General features: G+C 65.5%; 17 protein-coding genes. 3 read left to right on the top strand and 14 right to left on the bottom strand.

Going from position 1 to position 20,552, the window contains the following annotated elements:
• Window positions 1–43: 43 nt before the first annotated feature.
• Complete coding sequence (locus ACM0O9_RS05180; RefSeq protein WP_235649645.1) at window positions 44–637, bottom strand: TetR/AcrR family transcriptional regulator; 594 nt, start codon at window positions 635–637, stop codon at window positions 44–46.
• 254 nt (window positions 638–891) lie between these two features.
• Between ACM0O9_RS05180 and ACM0O9_RS05175 the strand changes: the two genes are divergently transcribed.
• Both ACM0O9_RS05175 and ACM0O9_RS05170 read left to right on the top strand, forming a co-directional pair.
• Window positions 892–3,087 (top strand): TonB-dependent receptor, encoded by a 2,196-nt coding sequence (locus tag ACM0O9_RS05175; RefSeq protein ID WP_235649646.1) that lies wholly within the window; start codon window positions 892–894, stop codon window positions 3,085–3,087.
• A 215-nt stretch (window positions 3,088–3,302) separates the two neighbouring features.
• Window positions 3,303–4,691 (top strand): bifunctional NUDIX hydrolase/phosphatase PAP2 family protein, encoded by a 1,389-nt coding sequence (locus tag ACM0O9_RS05170; RefSeq protein ID WP_414603761.1) that lies wholly within the window; start codon window positions 3,303–3,305, stop codon window positions 4,689–4,691.
• 115 nt (window positions 4,692–4,806) lie between these two features.
• Here ACM0O9_RS05170 and ACM0O9_RS05165 read toward each other — a convergent pair whose 3' ends face one another.
• From ACM0O9_RS05165 to ACM0O9_RS05110, 12 genes are all read right to left on the bottom strand, one after another.
• The gene (locus tag ACM0O9_RS05165; RefSeq protein ID WP_235649188.1) at window positions 4,807–5,178 is read right to left on the bottom strand and encodes a hypothetical protein; all 372 of its coding nucleotides are present in this window, start codon (window positions 5,176–5,178) and stop codon (window positions 4,807–4,809) included.
• Window positions 5,179–5,656: 478 nt separating this feature from the next.
• The gene (locus ACM0O9_RS05160) at window positions 5,657–6,388 is read right to left on the bottom strand and encodes a fimbrial biogenesis chaperone (RefSeq protein WP_235649189.1); all 732 of its coding nucleotides are present in this window, start codon (window positions 6,386–6,388) and stop codon (window positions 5,657–5,659) included.
• 6 nt (window positions 6,389–6,394) lie between these two features.
• The gene (locus ACM0O9_RS05155; RefSeq protein WP_152427450.1) at window positions 6,395–7,438 is read right to left on the bottom strand and encodes a fimbrial protein; all 1,044 of its coding nucleotides are present in this window, start codon (window positions 7,436–7,438) and stop codon (window positions 6,395–6,397) included.
• Between the two features lie 122 nt (window positions 7,439–7,560).
• Window positions 7,561–8,256, bottom strand: coding sequence for a fimbrial biogenesis chaperone (locus ACM0O9_RS05150; protein ID WP_235649190.1), 696 nt, complete (start codon window positions 8,254–8,256; stop codon window positions 7,561–7,563).
• A gap of 53 nt (window positions 8,257–8,309) precedes the next feature.
• A complete protein-coding gene (locus ACM0O9_RS05145; RefSeq protein ID WP_235649191.1) occupies window positions 8,310–9,323 on the bottom strand; it encodes a fimbrial protein in 1,014 nt (337 codons plus the stop codon).
• 29 nt (window positions 9,324–9,352) lie between these two features.
• Entirely contained in the window at window positions 9,353–11,929 is a 2,577-nt protein-coding gene (locus tag ACM0O9_RS05140) for a fimbria/pilus outer membrane usher protein (RefSeq protein WP_414603762.1), read from the bottom strand.
• A gap of 82 nt (window positions 11,930–12,011) precedes the next feature.
• A complete protein-coding gene (locus tag ACM0O9_RS05135) occupies window positions 12,012–12,764 on the bottom strand; it encodes a fimbrial biogenesis chaperone (protein ID WP_080104319.1) in 753 nt (250 codons plus the stop codon).
• 59 nt (window positions 12,765–12,823) lie between these two features.
• Window positions 12,824–13,375, bottom strand: a complete 552-nt coding sequence (locus ACM0O9_RS05130; RefSeq protein WP_235649193.1) for a fimbrial protein — start codon at window positions 13,373–13,375, stop codon at window positions 12,824–12,826.
• A 166-nt stretch (window positions 13,376–13,541) separates the two neighbouring features.
• On the bottom strand, window positions 13,542–14,225 hold the full coding sequence (locus tag ACM0O9_RS05125; RefSeq protein WP_005416687.1) for an outer membrane protein: 684 nt from the start codon (window positions 14,223–14,225) through the stop codon (window positions 13,542–13,544).
• A gap of 68 nt (window positions 14,226–14,293) precedes the next feature.
• The gene (locus ACM0O9_RS05120; protein WP_414603978.1) at window positions 14,294–15,193 is read right to left on the bottom strand and encodes a hypothetical protein; all 900 of its coding nucleotides are present in this window, start codon (window positions 15,191–15,193) and stop codon (window positions 14,294–14,296) included.
• Between the two features lie 246 nt (window positions 15,194–15,439).
• Window positions 15,440–15,661 (bottom strand): hypothetical protein, encoded by a 222-nt coding sequence (locus ACM0O9_RS05115; RefSeq protein ID WP_065177739.1) that lies wholly within the window; start codon window positions 15,659–15,661, stop codon window positions 15,440–15,442.
• An 88-nt stretch (window positions 15,662–15,749) separates the two neighbouring features.
• Window positions 15,750–16,427 carry a response regulator gene (locus tag ACM0O9_RS05110; protein WP_065177738.1) on the bottom strand — a complete coding sequence of 226 codons (678 nt, stop codon included), beginning with the start codon at window positions 16,425–16,427 and terminating at the stop codon, window positions 15,750–15,752.
• 77 nt (window positions 16,428–16,504) lie between these two features.
• On the opposite strand from ACM0O9_RS05110, the gene ACM0O9_RS05105 reads away from it, so the two are divergent.
• Entirely contained in the window at window positions 16,505–17,152 is a 648-nt protein-coding gene (locus ACM0O9_RS05105; RefSeq protein WP_065177737.1) for a response regulator, read from the top strand.
• A 23-nt stretch (window positions 17,153–17,175) separates the two neighbouring features.
• On the opposite strand, the gene ACM0O9_RS05100 is transcribed toward ACM0O9_RS05105, so the two are convergent.
• Window positions 17,176–20,547, bottom strand: coding sequence for a hybrid sensor histidine kinase/response regulator (locus ACM0O9_RS05100; RefSeq protein ID WP_235649198.1), 3,372 nt, complete (start codon window positions 20,545–20,547; stop codon window positions 17,176–17,178).
• Window positions 20,548–20,552: the final 5 nt, after the last annotated feature.

Below are 20,552 nucleotides of genomic sequence, written 5' to 3'. Positions count from 1 at the left end.
GCATGAAGTGCCCACCCGGAGGGCTGTCCGGCCTGGCTCGACGTTACAGCGCGCCGTCCGCATCCAGCATCTGCAACGACCCGATCACCAGCGCCCGCATGCCCTGCTTGAACTCGGTGATCACCTGGCCCTCTTCGTCATCCGCAATCGCGTAGATGGTGTCGGCGCCGGCGATGCAGTAGAACGCGATTGTGGCCAGCAGCCAGCGTGCCTTGTCCATCGGCAGGCCGAAGACTTCGGCCACGTGCGCCTGGTGGGAGGCGATCTTCTCCAGCATCGGCGCGGTCGCCACCGTGCGCCGCAGCAGGTACGGCGGCAGCCCGGGATGCGCCTTCACCACCTCGCACAACGATTCCACGAACACCATCAGATAGCCCTGCAGGCCGCCCGCCGCATCGGCCGAGGCGCGCGGAATCTGCCAGCGCTGGAACACCGCCTGGGCCACCAGCCGCTTCAGCGCCTCCAGGTTCGCCACGCGCTTGTACAGCGCGGCCTGGGTCACCGCCAGTTCGGCGGCCACGTTGGCCATGGTCAGGTTGGGCAGGCCCAGGCGAATGCCGATGTCGGCCAGGCGCTCGTGGGTGATGGTGGGCGGGCGGCCACGGGTCGGCGCCGTTGGATCGGGGTGCGGGCTCATACGGTGCGTGTTCATACCCTGCCGAGGGTGCCAGCAAAGGGACCCTCTTGTCCGCTTCGGTCTATTTAGTTTAATTTACTCAACTAATTCGGAATGCGTCTGGTTCGCACTCATGGCGCCGCCCGAACCGAGCCCCAGGCTCACTTCCCGCCAGGTCCCCACCCAGCCGACAACCCTGCGCTGCGCGCTCTTCCCGTGCTTGCCGATGGCAGCGCGCCAGGCGCGCTCGCGCCCAAGATTCACAGGACCCTGGCATGACCACGTACCCCTCCTCTTCCCCGCAGAACCGCGCTGCCGCCGCGTCATGCGGCCAAGCGCATCTGCACGGCCTGGCCCGGCGCTACCGCGCATCGGCGCTCGCGCTTGGCCTGATGGCATCGTGCGCCGCGCTGGCCGAAACCGCGCCGTCCACCCTGCCCTCGGTGCAGGTACAGGAACAGCGCCGCGTGACCGGCGACTATGCCGGCGGTCAGGTGGCCGCCGGCGGCCGTATCGGCCTGCTCGGCGACAAGGATTTCATGGACACGCCGTTCAGTACGGTCAGCTATACCGAGTCCTTCATCCGCGACCGCCAGGCCAAGGACCTGACCGACGTCATCGCCGCCACCGACCCCACCGTCTTCAGCAACGGCGTCACCGGCGCATGGAGCGAGAACTACGCGATCCGCGGCTTCGCCTCCAGCACCAGCGACACCACCTTCAACGGCCTCAGCGGCATGGCGCCGTACTACCGCACTTCGCCGGAAATGTTCGAACGCATCGAGGTGCTGAAAGGCCCGTCTGCGCTGCTCAACGGCATGCCGCCGGGCGGCTCGGTCGGTGGCAGCGTCAACCTGGTCCCCAAGCGTGCCGGCGATCAACCGTTGCTGCGGGTCAGTGCCAACTTCGCCTCCGACGCGCAGTTCGGCACCCACCTGGATATGGGCCGTCGCCTGGGCGCCGACAGGCAGTTCGGCATCCGCTTCAACGGTGCCTACCGTGATGGTGACGGCGCAGTCGGCAAGCAGAGCAAGAAGGTACAGCTCGGTTCGCTGGCACTGGACTGGCGCGGCGAACGTACGCGGCTGTCGGCCGATCTGTACAGCGCCGATGACCGTGTTGATGGCCCCGCACGTGGCGTCGGCCTGGCACCCGGCGTCGCCATTCCGCGGCCGCCGCGTGGCGATACGCTGATCAACCCGGACTGGGCCTACGTGGACAGCCAGGACAAGGGCGCGATGCTGCGCGGCGAACTGGACATCAACGATAGCCTGATGGCCTACCTTGCGTACGGCACCAGCAGGACCGACTACCGCTACAACGGCTCGATCAGCGCGCAGATCCTCAACCCGGCGGGTGACTTCACCACCGTGATCGGCCAGCTCGCGTTCGACATCAAGAAGCAATCCGGTGACGCCGGCCTGCGCGGCAGCTTCCGTACCGGCAGCGTCGGCCACCAGTGGGCTGCCAATGTGACCCACTACCAGCACACTCAGAACGACTATGGCCGCCGCAGCGTGCCCGGCTGGGACTGGACCACCAACCTCTACAACCCGGTGTGGGGCCCGGCCGCGCCGTTCGTAGCGCCGCACATCTCGCATACCGAACTGCGGCTGGACAGCATCGGCTTCGCCGACACCTTGTCCTTTGCCGATGAACGTGTGCAGCTGACGCTGGGTGTGCGCCGCCAGCAGGTGGTCAGCGAGACCTTCAACGTGGCCACGGGTGCACGCACCTCACGCTACGACGAGAGCGCCACCACCCCGGCAGCGGCGCTGCTGGTGAAGGCGACCGACACGATCTCCCTCTACACCAACTACATCGAAGGCCTCAGCCAGGGCGCCACCGCGCCGATGACCGCTGCCAATGCCGGTGAAGTGTTCGCACCGTTCCGCACCAGGCAGAAGGAGCTGGGCCTGAAGCTGGACCTGGGCCGCTTCGCGCACACTTTCAGCCTGTATGAAATCAAGCGGCCCAGCAGCTACACCGACCCGGTCACGAATATCTTCTCGTTTGGCGGCGAACAGCGGAACCGGGGCGTGGAATGGGGCTTCTTCGGAGCACCACTGGACGGCGTGCGCCTGCTCGGTGGCGTGGCCTATGTGCAGCCGAAACTGACCCGCACGGCTGGCGGCGTGAATGAAGGCCGCATGGCCACAGCGGTTGCGCAGCGTCAGGCCAAGCTGGGCGTGGAGTGGGATGTGCCCGCGCTGGAAGGCCTGACTCTGACAGGTAATGCCACGGCGATGTCGAAGCAGTACATCAGTGCCGACAACCGCCTGTCGGTGCCGGGACGGACGTTGTTTGACGTGGGCGCGCGCTACAGCACCACGCTAGCCGGGTGGCCCCTTGCGCTGCGGGCCACGGTGAACAACGTGACCAACAAGGCGTACTGGGGCATGCCGTTGCTGTCCAGTCTGGCGCTGGGAGCGCCGAGAACGGTGTTGTTGTCGGCGACGATGGATTTCTGAGCCGAGCCAGGTCCACGCCAACAGCATCCACGCATGGCGTGGATCTACCGGAGCTTGCCACCGTCCGGGTTGGTGCCAACCTTGGTTGGCACTGCGGCATGCATCCGTGCATGGCGTGGATCCACAAAAACGCACTATCGGATTCGTACGAATCCGATAGTGTCCTTCCCAGCGGGCCTCCACCATCGGCGTGACCCTCCTCACGCGATGGTGCCATGCCCCTTCCAGCCCTCCCTTCCTTCGCCGCCTCGTTGCGGAATGTGCTGCTCGCAACACTGCTGTTGGCACCCCAGCTGGCCAGCGCCGCCTCGGTCTGCGTCATGCGCTGGGGCGAGCGCATGCTGCTGGTGCAGGATGTCACCTCGCGCTGGCAGCTGCCCGGCGGAACAGCAGAACATGGTGAGTTGCCGCAGCACACTGCCATCCGCGAAGCACTGGAAGAAACCGGGCTTGTCGTCGCCACCACCGACCTGCTGGACGACGAGGCGGGCGTGCATATCTTCGCCTGCCGCGCCCTCGAACCGGTCCAGGTGCAGGGCAATGCGGTGAACCTGCTGGATGCGCCGCACCTCGGGCAGGAAATCATCCAGGCGCGCTGGGTCGGCCGTGACGAGGCTCGTACATTGCGCACCCGGTTCCCGCAACAGCTGAAGCGCGCGTATCAACAGCTGCATGCGGCGCCCCCCAGCGAAGTGCAGCCCGTCGAGCGCTTCGCGCCGGTATCGGCGTTCCGGCAGGCCGAGGTGGATCGCGTGCAACGCACCCAGCAGTGGCCGGTACGTGGGCTGGCGGTGGTGGGCAACGCCCTGGGCGAATTCTGGTTCTATCTGCTGGCGATGCCGGTGTTGTGGGTGGCGTTCGGCGCGCAGGCAACGCGCCTGATGCTGATGGCGTTGATGCTGGTCACGCTGGTCGTGCAGAGCATCAAGGTCTTCGCACCGGTGCCACGCCCCTTCAGCTTCGACGCCACGCTCAGCCTGGCCGGTGCCGCCGGCCCTTCCCTGCCCAGCGGGCACACCACCAGCGCTGCCTGCTTCTTCGTGCTGGCCGCACTGTGGTTGTTGGCGCGCCAACACATCGCTGGCAGTTTCAAGCGCGCGGCAGTGCTGGGCATCGCACTGACCGCCGGGGTGATCTCCGGAATGGCAAGGGTCTGGCTGGGCGTGCACTACTGGAGCGATGTGGTGGCCGGGCTGCTGTTGGGCAGTGCGATCGCGGTTGCAATCCATGCCCTGGGTAAGTCGCTGGCACGCGCCAGCCATCCGGCTGCGCGCGAGCGAATCTGCTGGGGTGTCATCGCCGTTGCCAGCCTGGCCGTGGGCGTGACCTGGCAGGCCATGCCGCTGCTGTTGCCGTTCTGCGTGGCGGCCGCGTGCGCAATGGTGCCCCGTGTCGCCCCGGAACGTTCGTCGATGGGCTCGGCAGCATGGCTGCTGGCCGGCCTGCTGGTGCTGGGTGGCGTGTGCCTGCCGATGGCCCAGCGCGCCGAACCGTTCGTGCTTGCGGCCGGCCTGCAGGCGCTGGTCTACGTGGCGCTGGGCGCGTGGGTCGCGTGGGGTGCGGGCGCGGTTGCCGCGTGGCGGCCGATGAGGCACCAGCGGTAGCGTCCACGCATGGCGTGGCTCTGCTGTAGAGCCGAGCCGTGCTCGGCTGCGTTTTGTCCTGTGAGCCGAGCGTGGGCTCGGCTCTACATGAACAACATTCACGCATGGTGCGGATCTATTCGGGGTGCAGGCGATAGATGGCGTGGTTGGTCAGCGCCAGCGCGGCCAGCTTCAACCCTTCCATCACGCGGTCGCCCACGTAGTGTTCTGGGCCGCCATTCTGGCGGGCGCGCTCGGCGGCCAGCAGGATCTCGTTGACGATGCGCAGGCCCGCCAAGGCGCCGTCGCTGTCGGCCAGCGCCAGGCAACGGCCGGGCAGCTGGTGGCGCTCGGGCCAGGGCTGGCCGTCGGCGGCTACACCGCGACCAATCTGGTGCAGCAGCGCGATCAGGTTGTTGGGGTCGGGCCTTGCGCGCTCCTCTTCGCTCTCATCGGCGTTGGCCGGGGCATGCTGGGCGCGCAGAGGGGGAATATCCGATGGGTTCATGGCAGGTCTCCGTACAAGGCTACGGTGCCACCGCCCTTAACAAAGGCGGCGGGACGGTACGTGTGTGGAAACCGGTAGCTAAGCGTCATTACCCGGTGGGTACGCTTGCGCGCACCCCACGTACCGCCCGCCATGGAACGCGAACGGAATGCCAGCCGGCGCCGCGCAAGGCGACGCCGGCTGGCAAGCGTAAACAACGCATAGCTAAACGGGTTTCCACACCCGGCCACCCTTTTCCGGTGGCAACCCATCATGCGCACAACCGGCTTGCCATCAGCAAGCGCCGTGGTGCACAGACGGAGACATTCATGCAGCGGGCGGCATTGTCGCATACCCACAGACGCCCGTGTTTCAGGGCCCGCGCGCGCCACTGACATGCTTCCCAACCAGGCCCGGCACATCCCCAACTGCCAGCGCCCCGAATCCGCATCACCGCCACGGCCACGCCGATGCCGACATGTCCACGCCCTCAGCGCCGTCAAAGCGGCCGGGTCACCGCATGCAGCACGCCATCATCGTCCACCCATTCATAGCGCACCGCCGTCAGCGGACCGCTAAACTCTTCGGGCAGCGGCAATATCCGGCTCTCACCGGGGGCCAGGTAGAACGCGTCCACCGCCCGCTCGCCGGAGGCGGAGACCAATGTCATACCCGCCAGGTTGAAGTAGTGCCGTGCCGCATTGCGCAGCGCCAGCCCGCCCGCGCCTGCTGCCATGCTCACCTGGCCGTCAGGATTCACCGGCGCCCCGAGCCCCTGCGGGCGGTACAACAGCTTCATGCGGAAGCGGATGGCCACCTGCACTACGTTGTCACCGTCCTTGGCCTCGCGTGCGGGTACATCCACCACGTTCAGCCAGTACAGGTGCTCGTGGTCGCCCGTCGGCAGCTGCGCTGCGATGCCTCTTATCCGCAGTGCGTGGGATGCACCGGGGCCCAGCCGCAACATCGGGCGATCAAGCACGAACGGCGCTGCGGAGGCTTCCGGGGTCTGCTGAAGGTTTCCGTCGGCCACCCATGCCTGCACCAGCGACGCGCGTTCGCCGTCATTCTTCAATCGCAGCGCCGCCTCACGCTGCCCCGCCGCATAGATCACTCGCGTGCCTTCCACGGTCACGTCGGCCTGCGCGGCCGGCGCGAGGAACAGCAGCCACAAGGCGCTGGTCCAGCAGGCCGCGCGCAATCCTGTCATTGCTTGCACGTGATCGCGCATGAGGCCTCAGGGGAAGGTCAGGCTGAAGGTCAGCCCCGCGTTGGCGGGGCCGGGCGTGATGGCCGGAAGGGTCTGCCGATAGCGCACACCAAAGGTCTTGCGCAGGATCTCGGCGTTGGCCGAGCCCCGGCCAAACTCATCGGAACCATAGAAGCGCATCGGCGAACCATCGCCGTTGAGGAACTGATAGCCCACGCCAACCACCCCGCCGCTGGCCTCGGCGATGCCCTGCGAGGCATCCAGCACCGCCGTGGTGGGAACCACCTGATAGTCCACCCGCCCGACACCGGCTTCGCAGTCGAGCACCAGCTGATAGCTACGTTCGCCTGCGATGGATCCCACGCCCGTGAACGCCGCCACCGGTACGAACCCCATGTTGACCTCCTGCGTGCGCACGCGGCAGCTGGGACGGTCCTGAACCTTCAGGGTGGTTGCAGCTATCCACAGCTGCTGCCGCAGTGGGCCGACGCCGCCTTCGTAAAGCCGCGACTCGATCACCATTTCGCGGTTACTGGTTGCGCTGCCGTTGGCAATGTTGCCGGTGCGGATGTACTTCACCTTCAGCCGCGCCCCCACCGGCCCGGTTCCGCTGTCGCCTGCATGCAGCACTACCTCATCGTAGCCCATCGCTGACGGGCGTCCGCGGCTGCTGCCCTCGTACTCCGCCAGGAACGCCATGCCGATCCCCGCAACGCCGGTCTCATACACCACATACTCTGCGCCGCTTTCGTGATAGCGCTCACGGATGAACCCGCCGTGCGTCTCCATCCGGTAGTCGATGGGGGCGTTCGAGTCGCAGCGGAACTCGCCGGTGGACGCGCCGCCATTGGCTGGCAGCCACGGCGTCAGGCCGGCGCCCACGGGAACGTCGCGCGCGGTGAACTCCACCAGTGCGGGGGGGTGGAAGTCCGTATGGCCGCCACCACCACTGCAGGAGGCCGCGACGGCGATGCCCGGCACGAGTACACTGGGGACGAGCAAAAGCCCGAGACGCGCAACTGGCCGCCGCGAATGCCCCACGTTCAGCACCTCGCCAGTGGATGGGTCCATAGCCGGGAACGTGCCGCCTCAAGCCGTGATGCCAAACGATATACCCTCCTGCAGGCCGGCTGCGCAAGTCTGGCGCGGCCCGGTGGTTTCATAGCCTCGGTTGCCGCACGCCTGCGGATCCACTACCCCCCGTGGTCCAGTTCGCGGACGATCGGCAGCAGGCGGCCGTCATCATCGATCCAGTTCAAACGGGCACTCAAACGTCCGTCCGGGGCATCGCCGGGTATCGGAATCGCGACGCTGCCGAACGGTGCCACATGCGGGTTGCCCAAGCGGGTATCGCCCGACGCGTGCAGCAACGTTACGTCGCCCAGGTTCAGGTAGTACGGCGTCGGATTGGTCACGACCAGGGATCGCGCCGCGCCCTCGCGCCGCAACTGCACCGCGACCGCCTCTGCCCGCTTCACGCTTGGCGCCGGAAGGCCTTCAGGCCGGTACAGCAGCTTGTAGATGCTGCGCACCGGCAATTCCAGCCGATCGCCTTGCGCGAGTTCCGAACGTGATGAAATGGTGTGCACGTTCAACCAGTACAGGTGCTCGCGTGCATCGGTGGGCGCGCGCGTTGCGAGGGCCCTGATGCGCAGCGGCTTGTCCTTCCCCGGATCAAGCCGCATCAACGGCGGCGCCAATGCAAACGGTGCATCGGACTGCTCCGGCCTCTGGTTCGGGTCACCTTCGGAAATCCAGGCTTGCACCAGCACCGGAGTGATGCCCAGGTTGCGAAGAGGCACCGTCACCCCGGCCTGCTCGGCCCGCATGACGACGCGCGTGCCAGGTAATGCGACCTGTGCCACAGCACTCTCGGTGCAGGCCAGCAACAGGCATGCCACCATTGCCCAGGCGACGCAACGGCACCGTCTCAGCCGCCTGCTCATGGGTAAGCCATCACGATTGCAATGGCCGCGTTCGCGTCGCCGGGCACGATGTCACTCGCATTGCCAACGATCTGCACGTACCGGGCTTCAAAGCTGCGACGCAGCTCACCCGCTGCACCGCTGTGGCCAAAGGGCCTGACCGAATCGAACGGAATCGGCGTTCCGCCCACCTCGGTCATCTGAAGCGCGATTCCCGCAGCGCCGCCACTGACTGCAACAAGCCCCCGCTCACGATCAAGCAGCGGGCTGGCGGCACTCTCTTCAAGGTAGAATTGCACATCGCCGACTTTCTCTTCGCAGTCCAGCACAAGATCAAAAGAACGCGGTGAGCTGTGACTATACCGGGTAGAGAACTCCGTCTTGATCGCACGCCCCATATTCACCGAAGTGTTGCGTGGGTAGCAAAGCTTCCTGTGGATACCTTCAATGGAGGTTGCCGCGAGCATAAGACGGCCTCCGGTACCCACAGACGTGTAGTCGCGCAGCGTGAAGTTCGCTGCCGCGACCTCCGGTACAGTCAGGGTTCCTTCGGGAACGTCACCCACTTTGATGAAGCGGACTCTCAGGTCCAACGTCAGCCAGTCATAGAAGCGCACATTTGAGTTGGTTGCGCTTGCCAAGACGGGCTGATAGTCAATGTCGTCCAGCCGAGCCTCATTGCGGAATGCGAGGATGAAGCCAAGACCAGGAACGCCGGTGTCATAGATTGAGTAGGTGAGTCGGCCCTCCGAATAGCTCCCCAGGGTCGTGGCGCTGCCAGTCATGTGCAGCGTTGCAAGATTGCCAGAGGTGCAACCGCCCACGTCGTTGCTGGAAGACAGGCTGTACCATGGCGACAGCGGCCTGCCATTCTGGATGCCGTTCACCGTGAGCCGAAGGCCAGTGAGCGTCACACGGGCATCTTTACCAAAGTCACAGCGGGCCATGGCCGGTGCGGCTGCGCCCATCGCGGCCACCACCACCGCGGGCAGTAGCATTCGTTTCGCCCATTTGTGCAGTTGAGACTTCATGATCCACATTCCTCCAAGCCAATAGTGATTTAATCTGCTGCCAGCTGAGTCTGATCATTTGCCGGCAATGCACAGGTGGCGACCAGAAGATCCGCGTTCGAAGCTGCACGGAGGTCATAGGGAATTCGGCATTGCGCGTTCCCCGCGTCATGTGCAATGAAGAGCTCGCCCTGCTCATCCAGGCCGCGCACCCAGAGCCGGCTGCCCTGCCCCACCACGCCCACCACGTCGCCCCGTGCATTGAGCACATCGGTGCCGAAGGGCAACGCAGTGCCATCCGGCAGCCGCGCTTCGATAAGTGCATTACGGCCCACGGCCGTCGGCAGCACCATCTTCACCACCGCACCCGCGTTGGGGATGGCAGACACGGAACCGGCGCTGAGTTCGACGTCCAGTGACAGGTCACTGGGGTCCACGCCCAACTCGTTGCGGCGGAACGGGCTCAGGTGCGGTACCACGGCATAGCCACGCGAGTCGGTCTTCACGCCGGTGGAGCTGTCGACCTTGGCGCCCGCAGCACCCGGCACATGCACCAGGCCAACGGTCTCACCCAGGCGCTGGGCCAGCGTGATGCCGCCACCGTGCACCACCAGGCCGCCGCTGGCGCCCAGCGAGAGCCTGCTGCTCTGCGTTGAGCGGTTGAAGGAACCGGTGACGTGTGCCACCGGCAGCTGATAGTTGGCACTTACGCCGTAGCTGGAACGGTCGCCGTCGCGATTGAGCGAGGCGCTGTAGCTGCCCAGGCCGGTGTCGCCGAGGGATCCGATCACGCCCACGCCGTACCCGTTGCGCCCGCTGCTGTCGCGGCTTGCATTCACATCCAGGCGCGGCGCGCTGGCCGGCACGCCGAGCGGCACACTGACGCTGAGGTACACGCTGTTGGTGGCCTTCGCCGCGTCGCTGGAGAACAGCGACGATTCCAGCGTGCGACGGGCGCTGATCGTATAGCTGGCGCGCCCGATGCGGCTGCCATAGCCCAGCGAGAAGCTGGTCTGGCGTCGGTTCTGGTCCCAGTAGTCACTGGTGCTGCCGGTGAACGTCAGCTGGCCTTTGCCGTCCTGCAGGCGCTGGTTGATGGTCAGGTCCAGGCGGCTGCGTTGGCGCCCCACGATGTCATAGCCAGCCTCCTGGCCTACATTGCCACGCAGGCGCATGGCGTCGGCCAGGGTCAGGAAGTCGCTGGTCGAATAGCGGTAGGCCGCCATTGTGATGTTGGTGTTGTCGTCGAACAGCGCCTTGTTGTACGCAACGCGATACGACTGGCCACGGCGGCGCTCGACGCCGTTGATGCCCGGAATCCGCGCGTCGCTGAAGGTGACATCGCCGGAGAATGCACCGATGGGCGTCGACCAGGCACCGCCCAGCACCAACCCGGTATAGCCCGACGCTGCGGTGGCACCAGCATAGCCGGTGAACCGGTTGCTCACGCCCCGGCGCGGCGTCGCTTCAATGAAGCGCGGCTTGTGCACGAACTGGTCGTCGCGCAATTCACCGGCGGTGATGCTATAGCGCTGCTGGCCAGGGCGCAGCAGCTGCGGCATGGCGGTGAACGGCACCACGAAGCGCTCGATGCGGCCATCGGCCTCGGTGACCTCCACCTCGATGTCGCCACTGGAACCATAGATCTGCAGGTCGTCAATCTCAAAGGGACCCGGCGCGACGCTGGTCTCGTGAATCACGAACCCGCGCTGCCGAATGGTCACCCGCGCATTGGTCTGTGCCACGCCCCGCACGACAGGTGCGAAGTTGCTTGCTCCGTCCGGCAACATCCGCGCGTCGGTCGTGATGTTCACGCCGCGGTAGTTCACGCCCTGCAGCATATCGCCGCTGGTGGACGACTCGCCGACGGTCAACTGCGCCCCCAGTGAAGACAGATTGCGCTGCAGGTAGCTTCGCCCTGCCGAGTAGCGCATGCCGTCGTCCTTGCTGTGATGAAGATAGCCACTGTGACGCAGCCGCCACTGCCCCAGGTTCAGGCCGGCATCAACGGTCATGCTGGTGCTCTGGCTCTCCCGGCTATCGCTGCGATAGCGATCGTGGCTGATGCTGTAGCCCAACATGGCAGCGGTGATACCCTGGTCCCACCTGGCCGGGTCCACCCAGCCACGCTGGGTGCGGGCCAGATAGATCTGCGGAATGCTGATCAGCAGCGCCTGCTCGCCAACGTCGAACTCGCTCGTTGCACTCGGAATGAAGGCGTCCAGGCGTTCACAACTGGACTCGGCCGGCAGCGGCAGCAGGGTGCCTTCAGCACCGTCACCAGAGGCGCGCTCGGCCTCCAGGCGCTTCTCGTCCAGGCCCATCAGTTCGAAGAGCGCCGCATCAAAGCAGATGCGCACTTCGTCGTCCTGGGTAATGCGGGCCACGATGTCCCGTCGATCAACGACCTGGCCGTTGATACTGATATCCGCGTTGTAGGTGCCCGGCAGCAGATCGCCACGCTCGAAACGACTGAGGTCCACGTGTTCGCTGCCCATGCCGAACAGCAGATCCGGGTTGAACTCCACCTTCGGCGCGGCCCATGCGGACATCGGCAGCAGCGCGGCCACCACTGCGGCCGCCAACGGGCGACGGCAGAGCGAGTTGTGCTTGGCATGTCGAGTCATGGTCATGGTCCAGTATTCGGGCAAGGCGCTGCCGTCCCCGGGCCAGGCCCAGGTGAATGGCGGTCAGCGGGGAACCGGTGGGTCAGTGCGTAGTCAGCGGCATCGTGCGTTCAACAACGCCACCGTGGTCGTTGATGTACTTGAATGTCACGCTTCCCGATGAAACGGTGGACAACGTGCCCGTTAGTGGGAACCGATGCGTGGCGTATGGGCGCAGCATGTCCATGCTTCCGGCAGCGGCGCTCCTGCCATTCACGGTTACCGAAGCCTTTACCGTACTGACATGGAAAGGACTATCGTTCTTTGCCTGAAGCACCCAACCTTGACCTTCGGAAACAAGCGACCAACGGAGACTGTCGATGGCACCGGCAGCGTCAAGCCTGCTGATCGACTTGGGGCGATAAAACAACTTGAGGCGATTGCGGAGAACAATGTTCAGCACTCCGCTCGAGGCCTCATCTCCTACTGGGCTGGCGGGTATTTCTGCCAGATTGAGAGAAAACACGCTCTCACGATCTGCGGGCAGGTCATCGCCAAGAAAGCGGAGCCTGAAAACCTGGTGCTTTCCTGCATCAACGCGGACCACTGGAGGCAGGATCACGAACGGCGCGCTGCTCTCCGCAGGTGGCGTGCGTGCGCCATACGCGCTGATCCATGCCTGTACCAGCACTGGACCGCTTCCGGCATTCTGCGAACGCACGCTGAGTTCTCGGGTCCCTTCCGTGTAGACTACGCGGTTGGATTCAACCACGACCTTTGCTTCAGCGCTGAAGCCAGCCAGAAGTCCCGGCACGGCCAGCGCGCAGCACATCAGTGTTCGATGGGAAAAATGCATCGGAGGCGTCCTCTGGGGTGCAGTGGCGCCGGGGGCCAGTCGCCCCCGGCCCGGACTGCTCAGTAATTGTCGATATCAAAGGCTAGGCGGCCACTGAAATCACCAACGGTCAGATCTGCGCTGGTCGGGTTGTGGTAGCGCGCAATCAGGTTGTACTTGAATTCACCGGCGGTCTTGGAACGGACCAGGCTGCTGTCCGCGATATCGCTCAGGTCGATCACCCTGTTTGCATTATCGGCATCCAGCAGCTTCACGCGCGCGCTGGTTCGGGAACCGGTGCCGCCGGTGGTATCCGTGATCATGCCGTCCGACGAGAGATCGCTGGCGCTTGTGTCGACCACCAGTCGAGCGTTGTCCTCGCCGCAGGTTGCAGGGCTGGTGCCAGCCTTGAGCGTGATCGTAAACGGGGTGCTGCCTACCGTTTCATCGGTCTTGAAGGCACCCGCATTGATCTGGCGCAGCGCAATAGTGCTGGAGCCCGTGCTGAATTCGACCGCGCAGGTCGACGCGACGACCTTGCCGGTGAACGTGATGTTGGCGTCGGCGGCGCTGGCCGAACCTGCGGCGCCCAGCGAGAGCGCGGCCGAAAGTGCAATTGCAAGCTTGTTCATAATGTTGAATTTCCATTGGTAGATTGGTTTACAGCGCTCAAGCCGCGCTATGCCTGGGCTTGACCGAAGGGCATTCCCTTCGAGAGGGAATGCTAGAGATGTCGCGGATGCCAAGGCATAGGACAACGACGAGAAACGCCCCCCGGCAATCCGCGACGAGATTGGTTCAGAACGCGTAGCGCAGGCCCAGCGTCACTTCGCGCGACACCAGATCCAGCTGCATCTTCTCGTCCTGCAGGCCACGCGCATTGCCGAAGGTGTTCCAGCCGCTTTCGGTGCTGCCCAGGTCCACATAGCGGTAGCCCAGGTCCACAACCAATGCATCGCTGGCAGCGAACGAAACACCGGCACCCAGCGACCAGGCCAGGCCGGTGCGCGTGGCCTTGGCGTACTGGCGGCCTTCATTGCCCTGCCAGCCACCAGACTCGATCTGCGACAAGCCCAGCCCGGCACTGCCGTACACCGACCAGGCATCGTTGAAGGCGATATTGCGGTAGGCGTTGAGCATCAGCCGCTGCGAACGCACCTCATGTTGGTTGAAGCTGGTGGCGAAGATGCTGGAGCCGCTGGTGTAGGTGTCGTTGCGGCGGGCCACGTATTCGCCCTCGGTGCGCCAGCCATTGCCATAGGCACGGCCGAAGGACAGCGAACCGGTGGTGAAGTTCTGCTTCTGGTCGCCGGCAACGAACTGGCCGATACCCGGACGCGCACTGGCGTCCATGTTGCGGGCCTGATGGTGGGCGTCGATGACGCGAAGGGAAGCGTAATAGCCGGCTTCGGTTTCAGCGGTGGCCACCGACGGCAGTGCACACGCAGCGGTGGCGCACAGCGCCAACAGGGAGGTCTTCATCGGATTCTCTCTTGAAAACTGCAGGAAGATGGCGCAAAACCTGAAGGTCCTGCGCCATCCCTCGCGGATCAGTTGGCCGCGTAGGTCCAGCGGGCTTCGCTGGCGTTGTAGCGATAGGTTGCCTTGTTGGTCGCCTGCCCATTGATGGTGTAGAAGCGCGAGTTCGACAGATCGGTAAACTCGATGATGTCGCCATCAACTGCCTCGACCGGCAGCGTCAGGTGCTGCGGCGTGGTCACGTCCTGGGCCGGACCGGCAGTCACGATATCCGTCCAGCGCTGCTGCAGCTTCGGCAGCTGCGCTACAGTCGGCTGGAAGTGCGCACGGCCTCGACGGGCGTGCCACTGGCCATCGGCGCCATCAAAGACGAACGCGCAGGTCTGTGCAACAGCGCAGGTCTGCACACCACCGGCGACTTCCGGACCCTTGATCGTCACATCGTTCTGGGTGTAGTTCACCAGGCCCAGCACGGCACGTGCCGGTGCCTGCGGCGGCAGTCCGACGCTACTCACCGCCTTGGTCACGTGCAGGTCGATCAAAGTTTTGTCCGTCGCGGGCGCCTGCTCATGGGTTCCATTGTTGAGCACGATGCGGGTCTCACTCATGCCTCGCCCAGTGGCAATCCAGCGGCCCAGCGTATTGGTCTTCTGGAGCGCGAAATTGCTGAGGCGAGGAACGGGGATGTAGACGAGATCGGCAACGCTGGTGCCGGTCGCATTCAGCATCGCTGTCTGACGCTGGGCCATCGAGGTCAGCACCACCTGGTCCAGATGGCGCGGGATGGCCGGCAGCTTCAGCTCCGCAGCAAAGTCGCTGTCGGAAACTTCGAAGAACAGCTTGCTGTAGCCCGACGGCATGTCGCCGCTGCCACCGTTGGACTTCGGGGTCAGATGGGCTTCGGCGGCACTGGCGGTGAACGGGGCCAGGCACAGCAGGGTGGCGGCACACAGGAGCTTGCGTGAAATCATGGTCTCTCGCGGTTTCAGTTGAGGGAAACCACGCCACTGCCCAAGCCTGCGGCAGTAGCGTGGTGCCCCAACGATGCCTGCGAGGCGCCATGACATCTGTCTGACGTGTACGATTTTCACGTCGATTTCACATTGTGCAAGGGAGGGCTGGAACCTCACCGGGTGCTGCCTGTCTGGCGTGTACGAGAGCGACCTGCGCCGCTGGGCCGAAATCCGTTGGCAGTGACCAGGCCGAAGTGCATGCGGCTAGCGGGTGCCAGTACGCACCTGGGCTGCGGGCGTGTCCTCATGGCAGCCACAGGGTTCGATCACCACGTCCGGCCATGTGCTGCGCAGCTGCCTGCGCTGTGCGGGCGAGGCATACAGATACACATTCAGAAGATCCAGGAATCGCTTCTGCCCTTGCGGCGACAAGCGGGAGAAGCTGGACATCAATGCGGCGATGCGAACATCGAGCAGACGCGACACGGCGGCTCCGGAATGAGAGTGAGGGGTCCCCATCACCCTATCCAGTGCAGCGGCCAGTTCTATCGGACGACGTCTGATTTGCACGGCGTCAGTCATCTTCTTTGCTGCCGGTTCCGCGGGCCAGCCGTGCACCCTGTGATGCAGAAACCATGCCTTCGCTCACGGCGTACTCGAAGATGTCTGCCGTGCGATCAAGCTTCAACTTGACCATGGCCGAGTGCTTCTGCGTGCTGATGGTCTGGCGGCTGCGCTGCAGCTGTGCGGCGATTTCCTTCTGCGACTTGCCTTCGGCGATCAACCGCACCACTTCGGCCTCGCGCTTGGTCAGCACCGCCGGCGGCGCATCATCATCGCCCAGCTGGTGGCGCACGTCGCGAGAGAGGTAGCGCACGCCCTGCTTGGCGCAGCGGATCGCCTCGGCCAATTCGTCGATGGGGTCGGTCTTGGCCACGATGCAGTTCACCCCTGCCCTGCGTATGCTGCTCAGGACCTGCCGGCCGCCGACGGCGGTAAGCACCACCAGCGGGACGGCGGCGAAGCGGCGGCGCAGGAAGCCGACCAGGGCGACGCCGTCGCCGTACTGGCCCCCGGGCATCGAGAAGTCGGTGACCGCTACATCCACGGGAAGGCGGTCCATCACCTCGACCAATGCCGTAGAATCCTCTACGCTCGCTACAACCTTGATGTCGGCTACCCTGTCCAATGCTTCGCGTACGCCAGCAAGGATGACAGGATGGTCATCGGCAATAACGATGCGGATACTCATGGTGCGTTCTCCTTGAAGCGGTTCGTGTTTCCTGCTGCGCTGCCAGCCATCCCGTTTACGACCGGACAGTTCCCCTCATGATCCAGCTCGCCATCCGTGTTGCGCTCGCCGACGATCATCCGGTCATACGACTGGGCGTGCAGAGCGCGCTGGACCAGGCGCCGGCCATCCACTGCATCGGTGCGGTGGAAGACTCCACGGCGCTGGTGGCACTGCTGGAACGGGAGAACTGCGATGTGGTGGTGACCGACTACGCGATGCCGGGCGGTGCGTATGGCGATGGCCTGGAGCTGCTGGCGTACCTGCAGCAGCATTTCGCACAGCTGCGCATTGTGGTGATGACCGGCCTGGACCAGCCCAGCCTGCTCAACCGGCTGGACGTGCTGGGCGTGTCCGGCATCCTCAGCAAGGGCGACGACCTGCATCACGTGCAGGCCGCGGTGATGGCCGTGTATGCCCACCGCCGCTACTTTTCGCCGAGCGTGGCCGAGCTGCTGCAGCGCAAGGAGGCCCGGCGCGTGACCGAACTGTCGCCGCGCGAGAAGGAAGTCGTGGCCCTGTTCGTCAATGGGCTGACCGTTGCCGAGATCGCTGCCCGGCTGGACCGCAGGAAGCAGACCGTCAGCACGCAGAAAGTGAATGCCATGCGCAAGCTCAACGCCACCAATGACGCCGAGCTGCACAAGTTTGCCGTTGACCTGGGCCTGAACCTGCTCGGCAGCTGAGGCGGTCTGGCGCGCTGCGGGAATCACGGGGCCGCCTCCAGCGTCTGCCGGTACTGGTCCAGGCGCACCTGCAATGCGTGCTGCAGGGCATCCAGTGCTTCGGCATCGACCGTCTCGCCGTCACGCAACGCACGTTCGATGACGCCGCACTGCTCGGCCAGCGTCTTCTCGCCCAGCATCTGCAGTGCGCCCTTGAAGGCATGCACGCGCTCCAGCAGGCGCAGCGCGTCGCCGTCTGCACGGGCCTGTGCAATCGCACGCAGGTCCTTGTCGCCGGTTTCAACGAAGATGCGGCGGATCGCGGGCGACACGGTTGCTGCGGGCGGAGCCGCGTCCATGGCGGGCGTTGCATCCACACGCACCCGGGTCAGCCCGGCTTCCAGGCGGTCCAGGTTCAAGGGTTTCAGCAGCAGATCGTCGATGCCGGCCGCCAGGCAGCGCTCACGCTCGCTGGCCAGCGCGGTGGCGGTGATGGCCAGGATCGGAAGCGAGTGGCCACGGCTGCGCAGTTCACGCGCCAGCGCGTAGCCGTCCATCACCGGCATGTTGATGTCGGTCAGCACCGCCAGGTAAACGCCGTCCTGCCACAACGCCAAGGCCGCCTGGCCGTCCTCGGCGGCATCGACGGCAAAGCCCAGCTCCTCCAGCTGCTGCTGGATCAGTTCCCGGTTCACTGCATTGTCTTCCACCAGCAGCACCCGTCCACGTGCGTTCACCGCTGGCACCGGGTTCGCCTGTGGCGCAGGCGCGGCGCCTTCGTCGGCCCCGATCGCCGCCAACAGCGCATCGCTGGCATAGCAGGTGACTTCGGTATAGCCGCCGCGCAGTTCGGGATTCAACGGACCCTGTGCGTAGGCCAGCACGGCATGGCGATGGGCGGCGGCCAGCTGCCGTTCCTCCTCGCGGTCCCACGGGCGGTGATCGCCGACGACCAGCAGCACATCGCCAGCGGCTTCGGCCTGCGGATGATCCAGCACGGTGACAGCCGCACCCCACTGCGCCAGCAGGCGCTCGAACTCGCCGCGCCATTCCGGTGACGACGACAGTACGGTGATGCGACGCCCACGCAGTGGCTGCGGCCGCGCCGTCGTCGCTGCCTGCGTGCGCACTGGCAGCCACAGGGTGAAACTGCTGCCCACGCCCACCGTGCTCTGCACCGACACCTGGCCGCCCATGGCGTGCGCCAACTGCTGGCACAGGGCCAGGCCCAAGCCACTTCCGCCGTAGCGGCGCGAGACGCTGGCATCGGCCTGCTGGAAAGGCTGGAACAACTGCTCGGCCTGTTCGGCGGTCATGCCGATGCCGGAATCCACCACCTGCACCCGGAGCTGCGATGCGCTGCCGTCGACCAGCAGTTCCGCACGCAGCAGGATGCGGCCGGAGGCGGTGAACTTCACCGCGTTGCTGACCAGGTTGTTGAGAATCTGGCGCAGCCGGTGCACATCGCCGATGCAGTCCTGGCCGGCCGGTGCTTCCACCGCGAAGTACAGGCGCACGCCCTTGCGCAGGGCGTCGGGTGCGTACAGCAGGGCCACGCTCTCGATCAGCGGCCGCAGCGGGAACGGGGCCAGCTCGACATCCAGCTGCCCGGCCTCGATCTTGGAGAAATCCAGCACGTCACTGATGATCCGCATCAGCGCGTCTGCGGAGAACCGGATGCGGTCCAGGCGCTCGCGCTGGCTCGGCTGCAGCGGCGACCGGCCGAGCAGCTCCAGATGGCCCAGCACGCCGTTGAGCGGCGTGCGGATCTCGTGGCTCATGGTGGCCACGAACGCCGACTTGGCTCGGGTGGCGGCTTCGGCGGACTCGCGCGCGGCCTCGGAATCCTCGCGCGCGCGGCGCAGGTTTTCTTCCAGCTCGACCTGCGCGGTGACGTCGCGCAGTGCACACACCCACACCGCCTGATCGTGGTACCTGGCCAGCGCCAGGCTGATCTGCAGCTGGGTGGCATTGCCTTCTTCGGCCGACCAGTGCAGGTCCAATGATTCGTCACCCTGCACGCCCCGCCCGGCTTCGGCCAGGCGCGCGTACAACGGCGGCACTTCACCTTCCTCGGCATCATCCTCCTCAACGGCCCGCACCAGTTGCCGCGCGGTTTCGTTCTCAAGCAGTGGGCGGCCATTGTCGCGGGCAAGCAGCGCCAGCCCAATCGGTGCAGTACCGATGATGGCGCGACTGAGTGCCTCGCTTTCGTAGACACGCGACGCATCGGCCAGCGCCGGCGCAAACACCCGCCGGTCGATGCGGCGCAGCAGCCACCACAGCAGGACGATGATCAACAGCGCGCTGATCCAGCGTAACAGCAGGTAGTTGCCCTGCGCTTGCCAGATGTCGGACCAGTCATAGACGTGGCTGAGCGTCCAGTCCACGCCGGGCAGCGCGCAGGCAAGGATGAAACGGCCGTTCCCGTAGTGGCGCACTGGCTTGGTGCCCAGCCCGCTGGCGACGGCAGCCAGTGCCAGCGCCTGCTCGTCAGCGGTGAGCCCGCCGCTGCTCAGCACCACGCGATGGTCGCCGGTGGCTACCAGGTAGCGGCCTTCCTCGCGCGCTTCCAGGCGTGCACGGATGGTATCGATGGACTCGAACACGACCCGCCTGAAATACGGGGTGGTGCCTTCGGCCATGGTCACGGTTCCCACCAGGGATGCCTGGCCATTGAACGGATTCACGGCGAAATGTGAGCGCAGGCGTCCTTCACGCGACGCCGAGCGGATCGGGCCGGGGCGCGCTGCCAACCGCCGTACGTCGGGTTCGTCGCGCAGCAGCCGTGCGAAGGCCTGTTGCCGCGTCGCCACCCCAAGCGTCTGCAGCAGCTGCGCCTCATCACGCACGTTGGACACAGCCAGCAACCGTCCCTGTGGCTCGTAGGCGTAGACCATCACCGCGCCGGGAGCCTCCTGCGAGGTGATCGAATCGGCGGTGTAGGCGGAGTAGACCTCGATCATGCCCAGATAGGCACTGAGCTCATCCGCCGGCAGCGGGTTGTCGTGCAGCCCGAGCACCAGCCACGGCACCGCCGTGCGGCCTTCGGCCCGCACCAGGAGTTTCTGGTCCTGCGCCTGGAAGCGCTCGGCCAACGGTCCGCCGGCGTGCTGCAGGACCGCCCGCTGGTCGCGCCAGAGCACGTCGTTGCCGTTGACCACCGTGGCATACGCGCGGTCACGCTGGAACAGGAAGTAGTCCAGCGCGGCACGGGCTTCCATGAACGACTGGCGTTCGCGGCCATGGAACTCTTCCACGTCGGCGATGGAGCTGACGATGGCCGCCAGCAACACCAGCACGGTGATCAGGGCGCCGCCGCCGATGAGGAGGCGCTTGCGCAGGCGGCGCAGGTCGTCCAGGCGCGCTGCGGCAGCCGAGCTTCCTGCGGTGGGCGCGGTTCCGGAACCTGCCATGACAT

This window comes from Stenotrophomonas sp. FR012, from assembly GCF_047520565.2.
Taxonomy (GTDB): domain Bacteria; phylum Pseudomonadota; class Gammaproteobacteria; order Xanthomonadales; family Xanthomonadaceae; genus Stenotrophomonas; species Stenotrophomonas sepilia.
Note: the sequence above shows the minus strand (reverse complement) of the source record. Positions and strands in the feature narration are given on the sequence as shown.

What these genes read in the sequence shown, in the direction of transcription:
- ACM0O9_RS05100 (WP_235649198.1), bottom strand. Translation starts at nt 20,547, where the DNA reads ATGGCAGGTTCCGGAACCGCGCCCACCGCAGGAAGCTCGGCTGCCGCA.
- ACM0O9_RS05110 (WP_065177738.1), bottom strand. Translation starts at nt 16,427, where the DNA reads ATGAGTATCCGCATCGTTATTGCCGATGACCATCCTGTCATCCTTGCT.
- ACM0O9_RS05135 (WP_080104319.1), bottom strand. Translation starts at nt 12,764, where the DNA reads ATGCATTTTTCCCATCGAACACTGATGTGCTGCGCGCTGGCCGTGCCG.
- ACM0O9_RS05155 (WP_152427450.1), bottom strand. Translation starts at nt 7,438, where the DNA reads ATGGACCCATCCACTGGCGAGGTGCTGAACGTGGGGCATTCGCGGCGG.
- ACM0O9_RS05130 (WP_235649193.1), bottom strand. Translation starts at nt 13,375, where the DNA reads ATGAACAAGCTTGCAATTGCACTTTCGGCCGCGCTCTCGCTGGGCGCC.
- ACM0O9_RS05145 (WP_235649191.1), bottom strand. Translation starts at nt 9,323, where the DNA reads ATGAAGTCTCAACTGCACAAATGGGCGAAACGAATGCTACTGCCCGCG.
- ACM0O9_RS05165 (WP_235649188.1), bottom strand. Translation starts at nt 5,178, where the DNA reads ATGAACCCATCGGATATTCCCCCTCTGCGCGCCCAGCATGCCCCGGCC.
- ACM0O9_RS05105 (WP_065177737.1), top strand. Translation starts at nt 16,505, where the DNA reads ATGATCCAGCTCGCCATCCGTGTTGCGCTCGCCGACGATCATCCGGTC.
- ACM0O9_RS05125 (WP_005416687.1), bottom strand. Translation starts at nt 14,225, where the DNA reads ATGAAGACCTCCCTGTTGGCGCTGTGCGCCACCGCTGCGTGTGCACTG.
- ACM0O9_RS05170 (WP_414603761.1), top strand. Translation starts at nt 3,303, where the DNA reads ATGCCCCTTCCAGCCCTCCCTTCCTTCGCCGCCTCGTTGCGGAATGTG.
- ACM0O9_RS05160 (WP_235649189.1), bottom strand. Translation starts at nt 6,388, where the DNA reads ATGCGCGATCACGTGCAAGCAATGACAGGATTGCGCGCGGCCTGCTGG.
- ACM0O9_RS05175 (WP_235649646.1), top strand. Translation starts at nt 892, where the DNA reads ATGACCACGTACCCCTCCTCTTCCCCGCAGAACCGCGCTGCCGCCGCG.
- ACM0O9_RS05180 (WP_235649645.1), bottom strand. Translation starts at nt 637, where the DNA reads ATGAGCCCGCACCCCGATCCAACGGCGCCGACCCGTGGCCGCCCGCCC.
- ACM0O9_RS05140 (WP_414603762.1), bottom strand. Translation starts at nt 11,929, where the DNA reads ATGACTCGACATGCCAAGCACAACTCGCTCTGCCGTCGCCCGTTGGCG.
- ACM0O9_RS05120 (WP_414603978.1), bottom strand. Translation starts at nt 15,193, where the DNA reads ATGATTTCACGCAAGCTCCTGTGTGCCGCCACCCTGCTGTGCCTGGCC.